At 53.7% G+C, this 19600-nt stretch carries 17 protein-coding genes; all 17 read left to right on the forward strand.

Features of this window, described 5'->3' with window-relative positions; translation table 11 throughout:
* Positions 1–65: 65 nt before the first annotated feature.
* Positions 66–791 (forward strand): 30S ribosomal protein S2, encoded by a 726-nt coding sequence (gene rpsB, locus IM303_RS13030; protein ID WP_003856207.1) that lies wholly within the window; start codon positions 66–68, stop codon positions 789–791.
* A gap of 117 nt (positions 792–908) precedes the next feature.
* A complete protein-coding gene (gene tsf / locus IM303_RS13035) occupies positions 909–1760 on the forward strand; it encodes a translation elongation factor Ts (protein WP_028015579.1) in 852 nt (283 codons plus the stop codon).
* A gap of 150 nt (positions 1761–1910) precedes the next feature.
* Positions 1911–2636, forward strand: a complete 726-nt coding sequence (pyrH, locus tag IM303_RS13040; protein ID WP_008501910.1) for a UMP kinase — start codon at positions 1911–1913, stop codon at positions 2634–2636.
* A gap of 167 nt (positions 2637–2803) precedes the next feature.
* Positions 2804–3361 (forward strand): ribosome recycling factor, encoded by a 558-nt coding sequence (frr, locus tag IM303_RS13045; protein WP_003856180.1) that lies wholly within the window; start codon positions 2804–2806, stop codon positions 3359–3361.
* A 95-nt stretch (positions 3362–3456) separates the two neighbouring features.
* Positions 3457–4656 (forward strand): 1-deoxy-D-xylulose-5-phosphate reductoisomerase, encoded by a 1200-nt coding sequence (gene ispC / locus IM303_RS13050; protein ID WP_049000561.1) that lies wholly within the window; start codon positions 3457–3459, stop codon positions 4654–4656.
* A 185-nt stretch (positions 4657–4841) separates the two neighbouring features.
* On the forward strand, positions 4842–5600 hold the full coding sequence (gene ispU / locus IM303_RS13055; RefSeq protein ID WP_028015581.1) for a (2E,6E)-farnesyl-diphosphate-specific ditrans,polycis-undecaprenyl-diphosphate synthase: 759 nt from the start codon (positions 4842–4844) through the stop codon (positions 5598–5600).
* Between the two features lie 12 nt (positions 5601–5612).
* Complete coding sequence (cdsA, locus tag IM303_RS13060; protein ID WP_041911193.1) at positions 5613–6470, forward strand: phosphatidate cytidylyltransferase; 858 nt, start codon at positions 5613–5615, stop codon at positions 6468–6470.
* Between the two features lie 11 nt (positions 6471–6481).
* Entirely contained in the window at positions 6482–7834 is a 1353-nt protein-coding gene (rseP, locus tag IM303_RS13065) for a sigma E protease regulator RseP (protein ID WP_041911192.1), read from the forward strand.
* 31 nt (positions 7835–7865) lie between these two features.
* Positions 7866–10283 (forward strand): outer membrane protein assembly factor BamA, encoded by a 2418-nt coding sequence (bamA, locus tag IM303_RS13070; RefSeq protein ID WP_028015584.1) that lies wholly within the window; start codon positions 7866–7868, stop codon positions 10281–10283.
* A 122-nt stretch (positions 10284–10405) separates the two neighbouring features.
* Positions 10406–10900: a molecular chaperone Skp gene (gene skp, locus IM303_RS13075; RefSeq protein WP_014882635.1), complete on the forward strand. Its 495-nt coding sequence runs from the start codon at positions 10406–10408 to the stop codon at positions 10898–10900.
* Positions 10901–10903: 3 nt separating this feature from the next.
* Positions 10904–11929: a UDP-3-O-(3-hydroxymyristoyl)glucosamine N-acyltransferase gene (gene lpxD / locus IM303_RS13080; RefSeq protein WP_041911190.1), complete on the forward strand. Its 1026-nt coding sequence runs from the start codon at positions 10904–10906 to the stop codon at positions 11927–11929.
* A gap of 102 nt (positions 11930–12031) precedes the next feature.
* On the forward strand, positions 12032–12487 hold the full coding sequence (gene fabZ / locus IM303_RS13085; protein ID WP_010426706.1) for a 3-hydroxyacyl-ACP dehydratase FabZ: 456 nt from the start codon (positions 12032–12034) through the stop codon (positions 12485–12487).
* 3 nt (positions 12488–12490) lie between these two features.
* Positions 12491–13279, forward strand: coding sequence for an acyl-ACP--UDP-N-acetylglucosamine O-acyltransferase (gene lpxA / locus IM303_RS13090; protein WP_049000563.1), 789 nt, complete (start codon positions 12491–12493; stop codon positions 13277–13279).
* A complete protein-coding gene (lpxB, locus tag IM303_RS13095) occupies positions 13279–14427 on the forward strand; it encodes a lipid-A-disaccharide synthase (protein WP_041911188.1) in 1149 nt (382 codons plus the stop codon). Before lpxA ends, lpxB begins: the two co-directional genes overlap by 1 nt.
* Positions 14424–15020 (forward strand): ribonuclease HII, encoded by a 597-nt coding sequence (gene rnhB, locus IM303_RS13100; protein ID WP_028015588.1) that lies wholly within the window; start codon positions 14424–14426, stop codon positions 15018–15020. Before lpxB ends, rnhB begins: the two co-directional genes overlap by 4 nt.
* A gap of 38 nt (positions 15021–15058) precedes the next feature.
* Positions 15059–18541, forward strand: a complete 3483-nt coding sequence (gene dnaE, locus IM303_RS13105; protein ID WP_041911187.1) for a DNA polymerase III subunit alpha — start codon at positions 15059–15061, stop codon at positions 18539–18541.
* A gap of 12 nt (positions 18542–18553) precedes the next feature.
* Entirely contained in the window at positions 18554–19513 is a 960-nt protein-coding gene (gene accA / locus IM303_RS13110) for an acetyl-CoA carboxylase carboxyl transferase subunit alpha (RefSeq protein WP_013095666.1), read from the forward strand.
* Positions 19514–19600 lie beyond the last annotated feature (87 nt).

A 19600-nucleotide genomic window follows, 5' to 3' on the forward strand; every position in this document is an offset into this window, starting at 1 on the left:
TCGGGGTCGGTAATATGGGATACGTGGAGGCATAACCCCAACTTTCAATATAGAGGTTTTAAAACATGGCAACTGTTTCCATGCGCGACATGCTCAAGGCTGGTGTTCACTTTGGTCACCAGACCCGTTACTGGAACCCGAAAATGAAGCCTTTCATCTTCGGCGCGCGTAACAAAGTTCACATCATCAACCTTGAGAAAACTGTACCAATGTTCAACGAAGCCCTGGCTGAGCTGAACAAGATCTCTTCCCGTAAAGGTAAGATTCTGTTCGTTGGTACTAAGCGCGCTGCAAGCGAAGCTGTGAAAGATGCTGCTAACAGCTGCGACCAGTTCTTCGTGAACCATCGCTGGTTGGGCGGCATGCTGACCAACTGGAAAACTGTTCGTCAGTCCATCAAGCGCCTGAAAGATCTGGAAACCCAGTCTCAGGACGGTACTTTCGACAAGCTGACTAAGAAAGAAGCGCTGATGCGCACTCGTGAACTGGACAAGCTGGAAAACAGCCTGGGCGGTATCAAAGATATGGGCGGCCTGCCAGACGCGCTGTTCGTAATCGATGCAGACCACGAGCACATCGCTATCAAAGAAGCTAACAACCTGGGTATCCCGGTATTCGCTATCGTTGATACCAACTCCGATCCGGACGGTGTTGACTTCGTTATCCCGGGTAACGACGACGCAATCCGTGCTGTTAGCCTGTACCTGAGCGCTGTAGCTGCTACCGTTCGTGAAGGCCGTTCCCAGGATCTGGCTTCTCAGGCGGAAGAAAGCTTCGTAGAAGCTGAATAATAAGGTTTTACCCCTTATTAGTACCGTGTATGAATAGGGGCCCATTATCGGCCCCTTTTTTCAATTTACACTGTTTGGCCTCCGGCCGGGCAGTTCACATCTCCCGAGGATTTAAGAATGGCTGAAATTACCGCATCCCTGGTAAAAGAGCTGCGCGAGCGTACTGGCGCAGGCATGATGGATTGCAAAAAAGCGCTGACTGAAGCGAACGGCGACATCGAGCTGGCAATCGAAAACATGCGTAAATCCGGTGCGATCAAAGCAGCTAAGAAAGCAGGCAACGTTGCTGCTGACGGCGTGATCATCACTAAAATCGACGGCACCTACGGCATCATTCTGGAAGTTAACTGCCAGACTGACTTCGTTGCTAAAGATGGCGGTTTCCAGGCATTTGCGAACAAAGTTCTGGACGCAGCTGTTGCTGGCAAAATCACTGACGTTGAAGTTCTGAAAGCACAGTTCGAAGAAGAACGTGTTGCGCTGGTTGCTAAAATCGGTGAGAACATCAACATCCGTCGCGTATCTTCCCTGGAAGGCGAAGTACTGGGTTCTTACCAGCACGGCGCACGTATCGGTGTTCTGGTTGCGGCTAAAGGCGCTGACGAAGAGCTGGTTAAACAGCTGGCAATGCACATCGCTGCAAGCAAACCAGAATTCGTTAAGCCAGAAGACGTGTCTGCTGAAGTGGTAGAAAAAGAGTACCAGGTTCAGCTGGACATCGCGATGCAGTCTGGTAAGCCAAAAGAAATCGCAGAGAAAATGGTTGAAGGCCGCATGAAGAAATTCACCGGCGAAGTTTCTCTGACTGGCCAGCCTTTCGTTATGGATCCAAGCAAGTCTGTTGCTCAGCTGCTGAAAGAGCACAACGCTGACGTAACTGGCTTCATCCGCTTCGAAGTGGGCGAAGGCATCGAGAAAGTTGAGACTGACTTCGCAGCAGAAGTTGCTGCAATGTCCAAGCAGTCTTAATGATTGAAAAGGAGCCGCCTGAGGGCGGCTTCTTTTTGTCACCCGTCACAGGAAATCAGACAGGCTCCAGTATCGCCGTGCTGATTTGCGGCATATTATGTCGCCAGAATTAACTCCCATCTTAATCGTTGACAGTCTCAGGAAAGAAACATGGCTACCAATGCAAAACCCGTGTACAAACGCATTCTGCTTAAGCTGAGTGGCGAAGCGCTGCAGGGATCGGAAGGCTTCGGTATTGACGCAAGCATCCTTGATCGCATGGCACAGGAAATCAAAGAACTGGTCGAACTGGGTATCCAGGTTGGCGTGGTCATTGGCGGTGGCAACCTTTTCCGTGGTGCTGGTCTGGCGAAAGCGGGGATGAACCGCGTTGTGGGCGACCACATGGGTATGCTGGCAACCGTGATGAATGGCCTGGCAATGCGTGATGCGCTCCATCGCGCCTACGTGAATGCCCGCCTGATGTCCGCGATTCCCCTGAATGGCGTATGCGATAATTACAGCTGGGCAGAGGCCATCAGCCTGCTGCGCAACAACCGCGTGGTGATCCTCTCCGCCGGTACGGGTAACCCGTTCTTTACCACCGATTCCGCTGCCTGCCTGCGCGGTATCGAAATTGAAGCCGATGTGGTGCTGAAAGCGACCAAAGTAGACGGCGTGTTTACTGCCGACCCGGCAAAAGATCCTTCTGCGACCATGTACGATCAGCTGAGCTACAGCGAAGTGCTGGATAAAGAGCTGAAAGTGATGGATCTTGCTGCCTTCACGCTGGCTCGCGACCACAAACTGCCGATCCGTGTCTTCAACATGAACAAGCCTGGCGCACTGCGTCGCGTGGTCATGGGCGAAAAAGAAGGCACTTTGATCACGGAATAATTTCCGTCGACGATAAATACAGGTAAGATTCCGCTTTACTTTGTAGTGGTATCTTACCTGGACGCGCCTTTGGCGTTGTCATGAATTAAACGCGACTATACTTAGCACACCTGTAGCGCTGTGCTGGCGGATAGTCTGCCTGAGACAAGTTTTCAAGGATTCGTAACGTGATTAACGACATCAGAAAAGATGCTGAAGTACGCATGGACAAATGCGTAGAAGCGTTCAAAAACCAAATCAGCAAAATCCGTACTGGCCGTGCTTCCCCAAGCCTGCTGGATGGCATCATCGTAGAATACTACGGTACGCCAACCCCTCTGCGTCAGCTTGCGAGCGTGACGGTTGAAGATACCCGTACGCTGAAAATCAACGTCTTCGATCGCTCTATGAGCCCGGCCGTTGAGAAAGCGATCATGGCTTCTGACCTGGGTTTGAACCCTAGCTCAGCGGGTGCTGACATCCGCGTTCCGCTGCCTCCGCTGACGGAAGAGCGTCGTAAAGATCTCATCAAAGTGGTTCGCGGTGAAGCTGAGCAGGGTCGTGTCTCCGTGCGTAACGTGCGTCGCGATGCGAACGATAAAGTGAAAGCACTGCTGAAAGAAAAAGAGATCAGCGAAGATGACGATCGTCGTTCTCAGGACGACATTCAGAAAATGACCGACGCTGCCATCAAGAAAATTGATGCGGCGCTGGCAGAAAAAGAAGCGGAACTGATGCAGTTCTGATTTCTGTCGTACACTGATAAACGCCGTTCAGAGGGACTTCGGGTCTTGCTGGCGGCGTTTTGCTTTTATCTGGTCTAACTTTTTTCGGGCATCTCATGAAGCATTTAACACTCCTCGGCTCAACCGGTTCCATTGGTTGCAGTACCCTCGACGTCGTCCGCCATAATCCTGAACTTTACACCGTGACGGCGCTGGTGGCCGGTAAGAATGTGCAGCGTATGGTCGAGCAGTGCCTGGAGTTTATGCCCCGCTATGTTGTGATGGATGACGAAGAGAGCGCGCGCCTGCTAAAAGCCCAACTGCGTGAGAAGGGCAGCCGAACCGAGGTGCTGAGTGGCCAGCAGGCGGCCTGCGAGATGGCGGCGCTGGATGAGGTTGACCAGGTTATGGCGGCCATTGTCGGCGCAGCCGGGCTGCTGCCGACACTTGCTGCGATCGATGCCGGTAAAGATGTTTTGCTCGCCAATAAAGAGTCGCTGGTGACCTGCGGACGTCTGTTCATGGACGCGGTAAAACAGCGCGGGGCGCGTCTTTTACCGGTCGACAGCGAGCACAACGCCATTTTTCAGAGTTTACCGCAACCTTTTCAACAGAACCTGGGGTACGCTGACCTGGAGCAGAATGGCGTTGTGTCGATTCTGCTTACCGGGTCTGGTGGCCCGTTCCGTGAAACGCCACTGTCTGAACTGCGCGCAATGACGCCGGATCAGGCGTGCCGTCATCCGAACTGGTCAATGGGGCGTAAAATCTCCGTGGATTCTGCCACCATGATGAACAAAGGTCTGGAATACATTGAAGCGCGCTGGCTGTTTAATGCGTCGGCGAAACAGATGGAAGTACTGATCCACCCGCAGTCGGTGATTCACTCGATGGTGCGCTATCAGGATGGCAGCGTGCTGGCACAGCTCGGCGAGCCGGATATGCGTACGCCTATTGCCCATTCAATGGCATGGCCGAACCGGGTGAAATCCGGCGTGAAGCCGCTTGATTTCTGTAAGCTCAGTTCTCTGACGTTCAGTGAACCAGACTACGATCGTTATCCTTGTCTGAAGCTTGCAATGAACGCCTTTGACCAGGGGCAGGCGGCGACGACGGCACTGAATGCAGCCAATGAAATTACCGTTGACGCATTTCTGAATCAGCAGATCCGTTTTACCGATATCGCGACCTTAAATTTATCGGTACTGGAAATGATTGATTTGCGTGAGCCACAAAGCGTGGAAGAGGTGCTGGCGGTGGATACAGCTGCTCGTGATATTGCGCGTAAACAGGTGACACGTCTCGCAAGCTGGTGATAAAGCAAGCACTAGTGGTCGTGCTATTTGTTAGCGTTGGGCTTCAGTGATATAGTCTGCGCCACCTGATCGCAGGAATTTGACTTTATGTGGTCAGGTAAGCCGTGGTTTGACACGGCTTTTTTATGTACAGGCTTAAGTATTCCTGAGTACCGTTAAATCCTTTCAGGGACAAAAAACGCGTTATGTTGTCTGCGAATCAACCAATAAGCGAAAACTTGCCAGCTCATGGCTGCCGTCATGTAGCAATCATTATGGATGGCAACGGGCGCTGGGCGAAAAGACAAGGGAAAATACGAGCCTTTGGGCATAAAGCGGGAGCGAAATCTGTTCGCCGCGCCGTCTCTTTTGCCGCCAATAACGGCATTGATGCGTTAACGCTCTATGCTTTTAGCAGTGAAAACTGGAATCGACCTCCGCAGGAAGTGACTGCGTTGATGGAATTGTTCGTGTGGGCGCTAGACAGCGAAGTAAAAAGCCTGCACCGCCACAACGTTCGCCTGCGCATCATTGGCGATACCAGTCGTTTTAACTCACGTTTGCAGGAGCGGATTCGTAAAGCAGAAGCGCTGACGGAAAATAATACCGGTCTGACGCTCAACGTTGCGGCGAATTACGGTGGACGCTGGGATATTATCCAGGGCGTTCGGCATCTGGCCGAACAGGTTCAGGAAGGGCTGTTGAGACCCGACCAGATTGATGAAGAGGCGCTGAGCAAGCAAATCTGCATGAATGAACTGGCACCTGTGGATTTGGTAATTAGGACAGGGGGGGAACATCGCATAAGTAACTTTCTGATATGGCAAATTGCCTATGCTGAACTTTACTTTACAGATGTTCTCTGGCCCGATTTTGATGAACAAGACTTTGAAGGTGCGCTGCATGCCTTTGCCAATCGAGAGCGTCGTTTCGGCGGCACCGAGCCAGGTGGCGACAAAGCCTGATGGGGGTAGCTTTTGCTGAAGTATCGCCTGATTTCCGCTTTTGTTTTAATACCCATTGTCATTGCGGCGCTGTTTTTACTGCCCCCGGTGGGATTCGCCATTGTCACGCTGGTAGTGTGCATGCTTGCCGCGTGGGAATGGGGACAGTTTAGCGGCTTTACCTCGCGCAGCCAGCGAGTATGGCTTGCGGTACTCTGTGGCTTTATCCTGGCCATAATGCTGTTTACGTTGCCTGAATATCACCATGATATTCATCAACCGCTGGTTGCCGGCTCCTTGTGGATGTCGTTGGCCTGGTGGGTTGTTGCGCTGTTACTGGTGCTTTTTTATCCAGGCTCGGCCGCAATCTGGCGTCATTCAAAAGTGCTGCGACTGATTTTTGGTTTGCTCACCATTGTTCCGTTTTTCTGGGGCATGGTCGCGCTGCGCGCCTGGCACTATGACGAAAATCACTACAGCGGTGCGATCTGGCTGCTTTATGTGATGATTCTCGTCTGGGGGGCTGACTCCGGGGCCTATATGTTTGGTAAACTGTTTGGCAAACATAAGCTGGCACCAAAAGTTTCGCCGGGGAAAACCTGGCAAGGCTTCATCGGCGGCTTGTTTACGGCAGCGATCATCTCCTGGGGCTATGGCGTCTGGGCAGATCTGGCCGTGGCACCATCAATACTGCTGGTGTGCTCGATTTTTGCTGCACTTGCCTCAGTGCTCGGTGATTTAACCGAAAGTATGTTTAAGCGTGAAGCAGGGATTAAGGACAGCGGACATCTTATTCCAGGGCATGGCGGTATACTGGATCGCATTGACAGCCTGACAGCGGCTGTTCCAGTATTTGCTTGCCTGCTTTTACTGGTATTCGGGACGATTTAACGGAAGGTTTTATGCTGAGCATTCTCTGGAATCTGGCGGCATTCATTGTTGCACTTGGTGTACTGATTACCGTGCATGAATTTGGCCATTTCTGGGTTGCTCGCCGTTGTGGTGTGCGGGTAGAGCGATTCTCCATTGGTTTTGGCAAATCACTCTGGACGCGCACCGACCGTCACGGCACGGAATTTGTCATCGCCCTTATCCCGCTTGGCGGCTACGTCAAAATGCTCGACGAACGTGTTGAGCCTGTCGCTCCCGAACTGCGACACAGTGCGTTTAACAACAAAACCGTTGGACAACGCGCCGCTATCATCGCTGCCGGACCGGTAGCCAACTTCATCTTTGCGATTTTCGCTTACTGGCTGGTGTTTATCATCGGCGTCCCTGGCGTGCGTCCGGTAGTGGGGGATATTGCCCCTGACTCCATCGCGGCGAGTGCGCAAATTACCTCCGGGATGGAACTTAAAGCGATTGATGGCATCGAAACCCCTGATTGGGATGCCGTGCGACTGCAGCTGGTAGCCAAAATTGGCGATCCGCAGACAACTATCAGCGTATCGCCGTTTGGGTCAGACGCGCGTCAGGACAAAGTACTGGATTTACGCCACTGGCGTTTCGAGCCAGACAAAGAGGATCCCGTCGCTGCGCTGGGCATTCGTCCCCGCGGCGCGCAGATTGAGCCGGTATTAGCCGAAGTACAGGCAAATTCGGCGGCGAGCAAAGCGGGTTTGCAAGCTGGCGACAGGATCGTTAAAGTCGATGGTCAACCATTAACAGAGTGGATGACCTTTGTTACTCTGGTGCGCGATAATCCGGGGACGTCCCTCGCGCTGGAAGTTGAAAGGCAAGGCAGTCCGCTTTCGCTGACGCTGATCCCGGATACGAAGTCGGTCGGCAAAAAGGCAGAAGGGTTTGCAGGCGTTGTGCCAAAAGTGATCCCGCTGCCAGATGAGTACAAGACAATACGCCAGTATGGGCCGTTCAGCGCCATTCTTGAAGCCACGGATAAAACATGGCAACTGATGAAGCTGACGGTCAACATGTTGGGGAAATTGATAACCGGTGATGTGAAACTGAACAACCTCAGTGGGCCAATCTCGATTGCTCAGGGGGCTGGGATGTCAGCGGAGTTCGGGGTGATTTACTATCTCATGTTCCTCGCGCTTATTAGCGTGAACCTTGGGATTATCAACCTGTTCCCGCTTCCCGTTTTAGACGGGGGTCATCTGCTGTTTTTAGCGATTGAAAAGCTAAAAGGCGGGCCGGTATCCGAGCGAGTTCAAGACTTTAGTTATCGCATTGGCTCGATTTTGCTGGTGCTGTTAATGGGGCTTGCACTTTTCAATGATTTCTCTCGGTTGTAAGAGAGTTAGTTAGGAAGAACGCATAATAACGATGGCGATGAAAAAGTTGCTCATAGCGTCGCTGCTGTTTAGCAGCGCCACCGTATACGGTGCTGACGGGTTCGTAGTGAAAGATATTCATTTCGAAGGCCTTCAGCGTGTCGCCGTTGGTGCGGCCCTCCTCAGTATGCCTGTCCGCCCCGGCGATACGGTTAATGATGAAGATATCAGTAACACCATCCGTGCTCTGTTTGCCACCGGCAACTTCGAGGACGTCCGCGTCCTGCGCGATGGTGATACGCTGCTGGTACAGGTAAAAGAACGTCCAACGATCGCCAGTATCACTTTCTCCGGCAACAAGTCGGTGAAAGATGACATGCTCAAGCAAAACCTTGAAGCATCGGGTGTTCGTGTGGGTGAATCTCTGGACCGCACAACCCTTTCAGACATTGAAAAAGGTCTGGAAGACTTCTACTACAGCGTCGGTAAATACAGCGCCAGCGTGAAAGCGGTTGTCACTCCGCTCCCGCGTAACCGTGTTGACCTGAAGCTGGTCTTCCAGGAAGGTGTTTCTGCGAAGATCCAGCAGATCAACATCGTGGGTAACCACGCGTTCAGCACCGACGAACTGATCTCGACCTTCCAGCTGCGCGATGAAGTGCCGTGGTGGAACGTGGTTGGCGATCGTAAATACCAGAAACAGAAGCTGGCGGGCGACCTTGAAACCCTGCGCAGCTACTATCTGGATCGCGGTTATGCCCGCTTCAACATCGACTCGACTCAGGTCAGTCTGACTCCGGACAAGAAAGGTATCTACATTACGGTTAACATTACTGAAGGCGATCAGTACAAGCTTTCTGGTGTTGAAGTGAGTGGTAACCTGGCGGGGCATTCTGCTGAGATCGAATCGCTGACCAAAATTCAGCCGGGCGATCTGTACAGCGGATCCAAAGTCACCAAAATGGAAGACAGCATTAAGAAGCTGCTCGGCCGCTATGGTTATGCCTATCCGCGCGTACAAACTCAGCCGGAAATCAACGATGCGGATAAAACCGTTAAGCTGCACGTTAACGTTGATGCGGGTAACCGTTTCTACGTGCGTAAGATCCGCTTCGTCGGTAACGACACCTCTAAAGACTCCGTTCTGCGTCGTGAAATGCGTCAGATGGAAGGGGCGTGGCTGGGCAGCGACCTGGTCGACCAGGGTAAAGAGCGTCTGAACCGTCTGGGCTATTTTGAAACCGTAGATACTGAAACTCAGCGTGTACCGGGCAGCCCGGATCAGGTTGATGTCGTTTATAAAGTGAAAGAGCGTAACACCGGTAGCTTTAACTTCGGCGTGGGCTACGGCACGGAAAGCGGCGTGAGTTTCCAGGTAGGCGTCCAGCAGGATAACTGGCTGGGTACGGGTTACTCTGTTGGTATTAACGGTACCAAAAACGACTACCAGACCTACTCTGAGTTCTCCGTTACCAACCCATACTTCACCGTTGACGGTGTGAGCCTGGGCGGTCGTATCTTCTATAACGACTTTAAAGCGGATGATGCAGATCTGTCTTCCTACACCAACAAAAGTTACGGTGTGGACGGAACGCTTGGCTTCCCGGTTAACGAATACAACACCCTGCGAGCGGGCTTAGGTTACGTACATAACGACCTGTCCAACATGCAGCCGCAGGTGGCGATGTGGCGTTATCTGGATTCCATCGGCCAGTCGGCGAGTACCTCCAGCGATGACAACGGTTTTGCTGCAGATGACTTCACCTTCAACTATGGCTGGACCTACAACCGTCTTGACCGCGGTTTCTTCCCAACGGAAGGCTCTCGCGTTAACCTGAACGGTAAGGTGACCATTCCTGGTTCCGATAACGAGTTCTACAAGGTGACGCTGGATACCGCGTCCTACTTCCCGATTGATGACGATCACAAGTGGGTGGTGCTGGGTCGTACCCGTTGGGGCTATGGTGACGGTATCGGCAGTAAAGAGTTGCCGTTCTATGAGAACTTCTACGCGGGTGGTTCAAGCACCGTGCGTGGCTTCCAGTCTAACAACATTGGTCCGAAAGCGGTTTATTACGGCGGTAATGATGAAGATAACTGCGCAAGCCGTGATCCAAAACAAGTATGTAGCTCTGATGATGCGGTAGGCGGTAACGCCATGGCCGTGGCCAGCCTGGAGTTCATCACCCCAACGCCATTTATCAGTGATAAATACGCGAACTCCGTACGTACGTCCTTCTTCTGGGATGCGGGTACGGTGTGGGATACCAACTGGGAGAATACTGCCCAGATGCGCGCGGCTGGCGTTCCAGACTATAGCGATCCGGGCAATATTCGCATGTCTGCCGGTATCGCATTACAATGGATGTCACCGCTGGGGCCGTTGGTCTTCTCCTACGCCCAGCCGTTTAAGAAATACGATGGAGACAAAGCGGAGCAATTCCAGTTTAACATTGGTAAAACCTGGTAATAATCCGCTGCAATGGAATGCGTTGGCAGTGTAGCGCTGACAACCGGCGATCGGTAAAACGGTCGCCTTGCCACGCAAAGAACGGTACCTTCTGGTGCCAATGGGATGGTAAGGAGTTAATTGTGAAAAAGTGGTTATTAGCTGCAGGTCTCGGTTTAGCGATGGCAACTTCTGCTCAGGCAGCAGACAAAATCGCAATCGTCAACATGGGTAATTTGTTCCAGCAGGTCGCTCAGAAAACAGGTGTTTCTGCGACTCTGGAAAACGAATTCAAAGGCCGTGCGAGCGAACTGCAGCGTATGGAAGGCGATCTTCAGTCCAAAATGCAGCGTCTGCAGCGTGATGGTTCTACCATGAAAGCAAGCGATCGCAGCAAACTGGAAAAAGACGTTATGGCTCAGCGCCAGACCTTCTCCCAGAAAGCGCAGGCTTTCGAGCAGGATCGTCAGCGTCGTTCTAACGAAGAGCGTGGCAAGCTGGTGACTCGCATTCAGACTGCTGTTAAAGCAGTTGCTGCCGATCAGAGCATCGATCTGGTTGTTGATGCGAACGCCGTTGCTTTCAACAGCAGCGATGTTAAAGACATCACCGCTGATGTTCTGAAACAGGTTAAATAAGTAATGCCTTCAATTCGACTGGCTGATTTAGCTCAGCAGTTGGATGCAGAATTACACGGTGATGGCGATATCGTCATCACCGCTGTTGCGTCCATGCAATCTGCTAAAGCTGGCACGATTACCTTCATGGTAAGCCCTAAGTACCGTGAACAACTGGCTCAATGCCAGGCGTCAGCTGTTGTTCTGACGCAGGACGATCTTCCTTTTGCCACTGGAAGCGCGCTGGTAGTGAAAAATCCCTACCTGACGTATGCACGCATGGCTCAAATTCTAGATACCACGCCGCAGCCGGCGCAGAACATTGCTGCCAGTGCAGCGATTGATCCGACGGCTAAGCTGGGTAACAACGTGGCCGTTGGCGCGAATGCGGTTATTGAATCTGGCGTTGAGCTGGGCGATAACGTCGTCATTGGCCCTGGATGTTTCGTTGGGAAAAATACGAAAATCGGCGCTGGCACCCGTTTATGGGCCAATGTGTCCGTTTATCATGAAGTTGAAATCGGCGAAAATTGCCTCGTCCAGTCCAGTACCGTGATTGGTTCTGATGGCTTTGGTTACGCGAACGATCGCGGTAACTGGGTTAAGATCCCGCAGCTTGGTCGCGTTATTATTGGCGATCGCGTGGAGATCGGGGCCTGTACCACGATCGATCGTGGTGCACTCGACGACACGATCATTGGCAATGGTGTTATCATCGATAACCAGTGCCAGATTGCGCATAACGTTGTGATTGGCGACAATACCGCGGTTGCGGGGGGCGTCATCATGGCGGGCAGCCTGAAAATTGGTCGTTACTGCATGATTGGCGGCGCGAGCGTGATTAATGGCCATATGGAAATATGCGACAAGGTGACGGTGACGGGCATGGGCATGGTAATGCGTCCTATCACTGAACCTGGCGTCTATTCCTCCGGTATTCCGCTGCAACCCAACAAGGTATGGCGTAAAACAGCAGCTCTGGTGATGAACATTGATGATATGAGCAAGCGACTCAAGTCTCTTGAGCGTAAGATCGATCAACAAGACTAAACGTCACCCGTTTAACGCTATCTTTCCCGGCCTGTCGGCTTTCTAATAAACCGGCAGGCCGTGTTATTATTGTTATCAGTACATTTTGACAGGAAGAGTATTTTGACTACTGACACTCATACTCTGCATATTGAAGAGATTTTAGAACTTCTGCCGCACCGCTACCCGTTTTTGCTGGTAGACCGTGTGCTGGATTTTGAAGAAGGTCGTTTTCTGCGCGCAGTGAAAAATGTTTCCGTGAACGAGCCGTTCTTCCAGGGACACTTCCCGGGTAAGCCTATCTTCCCGGGTGTGTTGATTCTGGAAGCGATGGCTCAGGCTACCGGGATTCTGGCGTTTAAAAGCGTCGGTAAGCTGGAGCCGGGTGAACTGTATTACTTCGCAGGTATTGATGAAGCACGCTTCAAGCGTCCTGTCGTGCCTGGTGATCAGATGATCATGGAAGTCACTTTTGAAAAAACGCGTCGTGGCCTGACTCGCTTCAAAGGCGTAGCGCTGGTTGACGGCAAAGTTGTTTGCGAAGCGACGATGATGTGTGCTCGTAGCCGGGAGTCCTGATACGTGATTGATAAATCCGCCTTTATTCATCCTACCGCTATTGTGGAAACTGGTGCCATCATTGGCGCAAACGTCCACATTGGCCCGTTCTGTATTGTTGGACCCCATGTCGAAATTGGTGAGGGTACAGTACTGAAATCTCACGTTGTCGTGAATGGTCACACGACCATTGGCTGCAATAACGAGATCTATCAGTTCGCTTCCATCGGCGAAGTTAACCAGGATCTGAAATATGCTGGTGAGTCGACCCGTCTGGAAATTGGCGATCGTAACCGTATTCGCGAAAGCGTCACCATTCATCGTGGAACAGTACAGGGTGGTGGGTTGACGAAGGTGGGCAGCGACAACCTGTTCATGGTAAATGCGCACATTGCGCACGACTGTGCCGTGGGCGATCGCTGTATTCTTGCCAACAACGCAACGCTGGCAGGACACGTATCGGTTGATGACTTCGCAATTATTGGCGGCATGACCGCAGTCCATCAGTTCTGCATCATTGGTGCACACGTGATGGTCGGCGGATGCTCCGGTGTGGCGCAGGACGTCCCGCCGTATGTGATTGCGCAGGGCAACCATGCCACGCCGTTTGGCGTGAACATCGAAGGCCTCAAGCGTCGTGGCTTTAGCCGCGAAGCGATTACTGCTATCCGCAACGCGTACAAGCTGCTGTACCGTAGCGGTAAAACGCTGGAAGAGGCGAAGCCGGAAATTGCCGAGCTGGCGAATAAGCATCCTGAAGTGAACGCGTTCATTGAATTCTTTGACCGTTCCACGAGGGGTCTGATTCGTTAATGGTCGACAGTCGTCCGCTTACGATAGCCCTGGTCGCCGGAGAAACCTCCGGCGATATTCTTGGTGCAGGTCTCATCCGGGCGCTTAAGGCGCGCGTACCCAATGCTCGCTTTGTTGGCGTGGCTGGCCCGCTGATGCAGGCCGAAGGCTGTGAAGCCTGGTATGAAATGGAAGAGCTGGCCGTGATGGGCATCGTCGAGGTGCTGGGGCGCCTGCGACGCCTGCTGCATATTCGTGCCGATCTCACCCGCCGCTTTACCGAACTCAAACCCGATGTGTTTGTCGGTATCGATGCACCTGATTTCAACATTACCCTCGAAGGTAATCTGAAAAAGCAGGGCATCAAAACCATTCACTATGTCAGTCCGTCCGTGTGGGCGTGGCGACAGAAACGCGTTTTCAAAATCGGACGGTCCACCAACCTGGTGCTGGCTTTCCTGCCTTTCGAAAAAGCGTTTTATGACAGATTTAATGTTCCGTGCCGTTTTATCGGTCATACCATGGCGGATGCGATGCCGCTGGATCCGGATAAAAACGCGGCGCGAGACGTGCTGGGTATCCCGCATGATGTGCACTGTCTGGCGTTGCTGCCGGGCAGCCGTGGCGCAGAGGTCGAGATGCTGAGCGCTGATTTCCTGAAGACCGCGCAGATTCTTCGCCAGACCTGGCCCGATCTTGAAGTGGTTGTGCCGCTGGTGAATGCCAAACGCCGCGAGCAGTTCGAGCGTATCAAAGCCGACGTTGCCCCGGATCTTCACGTTCGTCTTCTCGACGGGAAAGGGCGGGAAGCCATGTATGCAAGCGATGCCGCACTGCTGGCTTCCGGCACGGCAGCGCTGGAGTGTATGCTGGCGAAATGCCCGATGGTGGTCGGTTATCGCATGAAGCCGTTTACCTTCTGGCTGGCAAAACGTCTGGTGAAAACGGATTATGTCTCCCTGCCAAACCTGCTTGCCGGGCGCGAGCTGGTGAAAGAGCTGTTGCAGGATGAGTGCCAGCCGCAGGCGCTTGCGGATGCCCTGCTGCCGCTGCTGGCCAACGGCAAGACCAGCCACCAGATGCACGATACTTTCCGTGAACTGCATCAGCAGATCCGCTGTAATGCTGATGAGCAGGCGGCTGATGCAGTGCTGGAGTTAGCAAAATGATGGAATTTACTTATCCCCACACGCACCTTGTTGCCGGAGTGGATGAAGTCGGGCGCGGCCCGTTGGTCGGTGCCGTGGTGACCGCGGCGGTGATCCTCGATCCAACGCGCCCGATTATGGGTCTGAACGACTCAAAAAAACTCAGTGAGAAGCGCCGCCTGGCGCTGTTCGATGAAATTAAAGAGAAGGCGCTGGCGTGGAGCGTAGGGCGCGCAGAGCCGAATGAAATCGACGATCTGAATATTCTGCACGCCACAATGCTGGCAATGCAGCGAGCCGTTGCTGGCCTGAAGGTTGTGCCTGAATATGTGCTGATCGACGGTAACCGTTGCCCGGCGCTGCCGATGCCTTCGATGGCCGTCGTTAAAGGCGACAGCCGCGTCGCAGAGATCAGTGCAGCTTCTATTATTGCCAAAGTGACGCGCGACGCCGAAATGGCCGCGCTGGACCTCACTTATCCCGCGTATGGTTTCGCCCAGCATAAGGGATATCCAACGGCTTTCCATCTGGAAAAGCTGGCTGAACATGGCGCAACTGAACATCATCGGCGCAGCTTTGGCCCGGTGAAGCGCGCGCTGGGACTGGTGTCCTGAATCAAGACGCAAGCAATTAAGTAACGCGGGATCTGAAGATGGCTGAACCACGTTTCGTACACCTGCGGGTGCATAGCGACTACTCCATGATCGATGGGCTGGCAAAGACCGGGCCGCTGGTAAAAAAGGCGGCCTCGCTTGGCATGCCTGCGCTGGCGATCACCGATTTTACCAACCTGTGCGGCCTGGTTAAGTTCTACGGGACGGCGCATGGCGCGGGGATGAAGCCTATCGTCGGTGCGGATTTCCATGTGCAGAGCGATCTCATCGGCGATGAACTGACGCAAATCTCCGTGTTGGCGATGAACAATACGGGTTACCAAAACCTCACTCTGCTTATCTCAAAAGCCTATCAGCGCGGTTATGGGGCGCTGGGTCCGTGGATTGACAGGGAATGGCTGGCTGAGCTGAACGAAGGGCTGCTGCTGATCTCCGGCGGCCGCATGGGCGATGTCGGTAAATCCCTGCTGCGCGGTAACAGCGCGCTGGTGGATCAGTGCGTCTCGTTCTATGAAGAGTACTTCCCGAATCGTTACTATCTGGAGCTGATTCGCACCGGCCGCCAGGATGAAGAGAACTATCTGCACGCTGCTGTCGCGCTGGCAGAAGAGCGCGGCTTGCCCGTGGTGGCAACGAATGACGTGCGTTTCCTGGAGTCCGGCGATTTTGACGCGCATGAAATTCGCGTCGCTATCCACGATGGCTTCACTCTCGACGATCCAAAGCGTCCGCGGAACTACTCATCGCAGCAGTATATGCGCAGCGAAGAGGAGATGTGCGAGCTCTTCTCCGACATTCCGGAAGCGCTGGAAAACAGCGTAGAGATTGCCAAGCGCTGTAACGTGACCGTGCGCCTCGGCGAATACTTCCTGCCGCAGTTCCCGACCGGGGACATGACCACGGAAGATTTCCTGGTCATGAAATCGAAAGAAGGTCTGGAAGAGCGTCTCGAATTCCTGTTCCCGGATGAAGAAGAGCGTAAAAAACGTCGTCCGGAGTATGACGAACGCCTGGATATTGAACTCCAGGTGATTAACCAGATGGGCTTCCCGGGCTACTTCCTCATTGTAATGGAGTTTATCCAGTGGTCGAAGGATAACGGCGTGCCGGTAGGTCCGGGCCGTGGCTCGGGTGCGGGCTCACTGGTGGCGTATGCGCTGAAAATTACCGACCTCGATCCGCTGGAATTTGACCTGCTGTTCGAACGTTTCCTTAACCCGGAACGTGTCTCCATGCCCGACTTCGACGTCGACTTCTGCATGGAAAAACGCGACCAGGTGATTGAGCACGTGGCCGATATGTACGGTCGTGACGCGGTTTCGCAGATCATTACCTTCGGTACCATGGCGGCGAAAGCGGTTATCCGCGACGTGGGCCGCGTGCTGGGTCATCCGTACGGTTTTGTCGATCGTATTTCAAAGCTGGTGCCGCCCGATCCGGGCATGACGCTGGCAAAAGCCTTTGAAGCTGAACCTCAGCTGCCGGAAATCTACGAAGCTGATGAAGAGGTAAAAGCGCTGATCGACATGGCGCGTAAGCTTGAAGGCGTGACGCGTAACGCCGGTAAGCATGCGGGGGGCGTGGTTATCGCCCCGACCAAAATCACCGACTTTGCGCCGCTCTACTGCGACGAAGCGGGCCAGCACCCGGTCACCCAGTTCGATAAAAACGACGTGGAATACGCCGGGCTGGTGAAGTTCGACTTCCTCGGCCTGCGTACGCTGACCATCATCAACTGGGCGCTGGAGATGATCAACGCCCGCCGCGAGAAGAACGGCGAGCCGCCGCTGGATATTGCGGCCATCCCGCTTGATGACAAGAAAAGTTTCGACATGCTGCAGCGCTCGGAGACGACAGCCGTCTTCCAGCTTGAATCCCGCGGCATGAAAGATCTGATTAAACGCCTGCAGCCCGACTGCTTCGAAGATATGATCGCGCTGGTGGCCCTGTTCCGTCCGGGCCCGCTGCAGTCAGGGATGGTGGATAACTTTATCGACCGTAAACACGGGCGCGAAGAGATTTCCTACCCGGACGTGCAGTGGCAGCATGAAAGCCTGAAACCGGTGCTGGAGCCGACCTACGGCATCATCCTGTATCAGGAACAGGTCATGCAGATCGCCCAGGTGCTTTCCGGCTATACCCTTGGCGGCGCGGACATGCTGCGTCGTGCGATGGGTAAGAAAAAGCCGGAAGAGATGGCCAAGCAGCGCTCCATCTTTGAAGATGGGGCGAAGAAAAACGGCGTCGATGGCGAACTGGCGATGAAAATCTTCGACCTGGTGGAGAAATTCGCCGGGTACGGATTTAACAAATCTCACTCCGCCGCCTATGCTTTGGTTTCTTATCAAACGCTGTGGCTCAAGGCCCACTATCCCGCTGAGTTTATGGCGGCGGTAATGACCGCCGATATGGACAACACTGAGAAGGTGGTTGGCCTGGTGGACGAGTGCTGGCGCATGGGGCTGAAGATCCTGCCGCCGGATATTAACTCGGGTCTGTACCATTTCCACGTTAACGATGATGGGGAGATCGTCTACGGGATCGGCGCGATCAAAGGCGTGGGTGAGGGGCCGATCGAGGCGATCATCGAAGCGCGTAATAACGGCGGCTACTTCCGTGAGCTGTTCGATCTGTGCGCCCGTACCGATACCAAAAAACTGAACCGCCGCGTGCTGGAAAAACTGATCATGTCCGGCGCGTTTGACAGGCTGGGGCCGCATCGTGCCGCGCTGATGAACTCGCTCGGCGATGCGTTGAAGGCGGCCGATCAGCATGCAAAAGCGGAAGCCATTGGCCAGGCGGATATGTTCGGCGTGCTGGCGGAAGAGCCAGAGCAGATCGAGCAGTCCTATTCCAACTGCCAGCCGTGGCCAGAACAGGTGGTACTGGATGGAGAGCGGGAAACGTTAGGTCTGTACCTGACGGGGCACCCGATCAACCAGTATCTTAAAGAAATTGAGCGCTATGTCGGCGGCCACAGGCTTAAAGACATGCATCCGACAGAACGTGGTAAGATCACCACGGCTGCGGGGCTCGTGATTGCTGCAAGGGTAATGGTCACCAAGCGCGGCAATCGTATCGGCATCTGTACGTTAGATGACCGTTCCGGGCGTCTGGAGGTGATGCTGTTCACCGACGCGCTGGATAAATACCAGCAATTGCTGGAAAAAGACCGCATACTTATCGTCAGCGGACAGGTCAGCTTTGATGACTTCAGCGGGGGGCTTAAAATGACCGCCCGCGAAGTGATGGACATTGACGAAGCCCGGGAAAAATATGCTCGCGGGCTTGCTATCTCGCTGACGGACAGGCAAATTGATGACCAGCTTTTAAACCGACTCCGTCAGTCTCTGGAACCCCACCGCTCGGGGACCATTCCAGTACATCTCTACTATCAGAGGGCGGATGCACGTGCGCGGTTGCGCTTTGGTGCAACGTGGCGTGTCTCTCCGAGCGATCGTTTACTGAACGATCTCCGTGGCCTCATTGGTTCGGAGCAGGTGGAACTGGAGTTTGACTAATACAGGAATACTATGAGTCTGAATTTCCTTGATTTCGAACAGCCGATTGCTGAGCTGGAAGCGAAAATCGATTCTCTGACAGCGGTAAGCCGTCAGGATGAAAAACTGGATATTAACATCGACGAAGAAGTGCATCGTCTGCGCGAAAAAAGCGTAGAGCTGACGCGCAAAATCTTTGCCGATCTCGGCGCATGGCAGATCGCGCAGCTGGCGCGTCATCCACAGCGTCCGTACACCCTGGATTATGTCCGCCTGGCGTTTGACGAATTTGACGAACTGGCAGGCGACCGCGCATACGCTGACGATAAAGCTATCGTTGGCGGTATCGCGCGTCTGGACGGACGTCCGGTGATGATCATTGGTCACCAGAAAGGCCGTGAAACCAAAGAGAAGATCCGTCGTAACTTCGGTATGCCAGCACCAGAAGGCTATCGTAAGGCCCTGCGTCTGATGGAGATGGCTGAGCGTTTCAACATGCCAATCATCACCTTCATCGACACCCCGGGTGCATACCCAGGCGTAGGCGCGGAAGAGCGCGGCCAGTCTGAAGCTATCGCACGCAACCTGCGCGAGATGTCTCGCCTGAAGGTTCCGGTCATCTGTACCGTTATCGGTGAGGGTGGTTCCGGCGGCGCGCTGGCGATTGGCGTGGGCGATAAAGTGAATATGCTGCAGTACAGCACCTATTCCGTTATCTCCCCGGAAGGCTGTGCGTCCATTCTGTGGAAAAGCGCCGACAAAGCGCCGCTGGCCGCTGAAGCGATGGGCATCATTGCGCCGCGTCTGAAAGAGCTGAAGCTGATCGACACCGTTATCCCGGAACCGCTGGGCGGCGCGCATCGTAAGCCGGAAGTGATGGCTGCTTCCCTGAAAGCACAGCTGCTGGCCGACCTGGCCGATCTGGACGTCCTGAGCAAAGAAGACCTGCTCAACCGTCGTTACCAGCGTCTGATGACCTACGGTTACGCGTAAGCTTCACAATTATCTGAAAAGCCGCACATTGTTGCGGCTTTTTTTATACCTGCCGTTTACCTTAACTATGCTTATCTGATGTTTTTC

The organism is Enterobacter cloacae complex sp. P38RS (assembly GCF_014930775.1).
Lineage (GTDB): Bacteria > Pseudomonadota > Gammaproteobacteria > Enterobacterales > Enterobacteriaceae > Enterobacter > Enterobacter bugandensis.